2 protein-coding genes are annotated in these 2,241 nt (G+C 68.5%); both read left to right on the top strand.

Translation table 11 applies throughout. From position 1 onward, the window contains the following. Positions 1-75 precede the first annotated feature (75 nt). The gene (locus tag U9978_RS09235; protein WP_322760655.1) at positions 76-1,257 is read left to right on the top strand and encodes an acyl-CoA dehydrogenase family protein; all 1,182 of its coding nucleotides are present in this window, start codon (positions 76-78) and stop codon (positions 1,255-1,257) included. Between the two features lie 96 nt (positions 1,258-1,353). Continuing rightward, the coding region (locus U9978_RS09230) for a class II aldolase/adducin family protein (protein ID WP_322760654.1) at positions 1,354-2,241 on the top strand (888 nt) is incomplete at its 3' end.

Below are 2,241 nucleotides of genomic sequence, written 5' to 3'. Positions count from 1 at the left end.
AGACCACGTTCTTCTTCCGGAGGATCACCGATGTCGAGTCCGAGTCCGAGTCCGAGTTCGAGTTCGAGTTCGTCCGTGTCCGTGGCTGTTGGAACGCCCCGGCAGGACGTGCTGAACCAGCTGGCCGCCGAGTTCGCCGCGACCGCGGCCGAACACGACCGGACGGGGACGTTTCCGGTGGCAAACCTCGCGCGGCTGCACGAGGTCGGGCTCGTCGGGCTCACCGTGCCGGTTGCCTACGGCGGAGCCGGCGCGAATATCTCCACCGTGGTCGACGTGCTCGGCACGATCGCCCGTGGCGACCCCGCGACCGCGCTCGTCCTCGCCATGACCTACCTCGCCCACGCGCATCAGGGCGGTAGCGGAGGGTGGCCGCACGCGGTGTATTCACGGGTCGCCCACTCCACCGTGGCGGAGGGTGCGATGGTCAACCATCTGCGGGTGGAGCCCGACCTCGGCACCCCCGCACGTGGCGGGCTGCCGGCGACGACGGCCCGCTGGATCGGGGACGGCTGGGAGCTCACCGGTCATAAGATCTACTCGACCGGTGCGCCGGTGCTGCGCTGGATGCTGGTGTGGGCGGCGACCGACCCCGCCGCCGACCCTGCCGGACCGGCGGACGCTGAACCACGGGTAGGCAACTTTCTGGTACCGGCCGACGCGGCGGGCATCGAGATCGTCCGTACGTGGGACCACTTCGGTATGCGGGCGACCGAAAGCCATGACGTGGTCTTCGACCGGGTCCGCCTGAGCGCCGACGCCGGGTTGGGGCTCGTACCGGTCAGCGCGTTGCGCGACCTGACGATCGACCCCTCGATCGCCGCCTGGGGTGGCCTAGCGATCTCCACGATCTATCTCGGCGTCGCAGAGGCCGCCCGCGACTGGCTCGTCGGTTTTCTGCATGAGCGGGTGCCGTCCAACCTGGGTAAGCCGTTGGCGAGCCTGCCACGCTTCCAGGCCGCCGTCGGCGAGATCGACGTCACGCTGACGACAGCCCGGGTACTGGTCGAAACGACCGCGAATGGGGTCGATGCCGGGGACGCGGCCGCCGCCGCCCGCGCGAACGCGGTGAAGTCGACGGTCACGAATGCGGCGATCCGCGCGGTCGGCGAGGCGGTCGCATTGATTGGAAATCCCGGCCTGACCCGGGTGAATCCATTGGAGCGTCATTTCCGGAACGTGCTCTGTGGACGCGTCCACACCCCGCAGGACGATGCCATCCACGCCGCGGCCGGCCAGGCACTGCTGGCCCGTTAGCCCGGCGCGCCTCGCCGGTAGGGGCTTTGCTGGTAGGGGATTTGCTGGTAGGGGATTTGTCAGACAATGCCTCGTCGGGCAGACAGGATCGGGACGATGAGCATCAGTACGGAGAACATCAGTACGGAGAACATCGGTAGCGAGCACGTCAGCGCCGCCACGGGCGATCCGGCGCCGGGCTCGTCGGATCGATCGAGGTGGGCCGAGTCGAACATCGTCGCGCCTGCGGCCGGCGGACCCTGGCCGCGGGCTGAAGCGGAGCGGACTGTCGTCGAGGAGCGCCTGTACCGTAAGCAGCGTCTCGCCGGCGCGTACCGGATCTTCGGGCAGCTGGGTCTGGGCGAAGGACTGCCGGGCCATATCACCGCCCGTGACCCGGAGCTGCCCGGCCATTTCTGGGTGAACCGCGCTGGGGTCGACTTCCGGCGGATCACCGTGTCCAGCCTGCTGCTGGTCAACGATGCCGGTGAGATCGTCGAGGGGATCGGGCCGCTGAACACGGCCGCGTTCGCCATCCACTCCCAGATCCACGCGGCCCGTCCGGACGTCGTCGCAGCCGCACACACGCACGCCCTGTACGGCAAGGCGCTGTCGGCCATCGGTGAGCCGTTGCACCCGATCAGCCAGGATGCCTGCGCCTTCTTCGAGGATCATGTGATCTTCGAAGATTACAACGGCGTGGTGCTCAGCCCGGACGAGGGACGCCGTATCGCCGAGACACTCGGCGGGCGCAAGCTCGCGATCCTCGCGAACCACGGGTTGCTCTCGGTCGGTACCACGGTGGAATCGGCCGCCTACTGGTTCATCGCCGCGGAACGCGCGGCCAAGGCACAGCTCATCGCCTCGGCCGCCGGCACGTTGCGGATTCTCGACGATGAGACGGCTCGGCTCACCGCCGGCCAAGTGTCCAGCGAGACGGGCGCCCGCTGGTCGTTTGAGGCGCTCTACCAGATCATCATCGAGGAGCAGCCCGACCTGCTGGAC

The organism is Protofrankia sp. Cr2, assembly GCF_963555885.1.
GTDB lineage: Bacteria > Actinomycetota > Actinomycetes > Frankiales > Frankiaceae > Protofrankia.
This window is presented reverse-complemented; position numbering and strand designations above follow the sequence as displayed.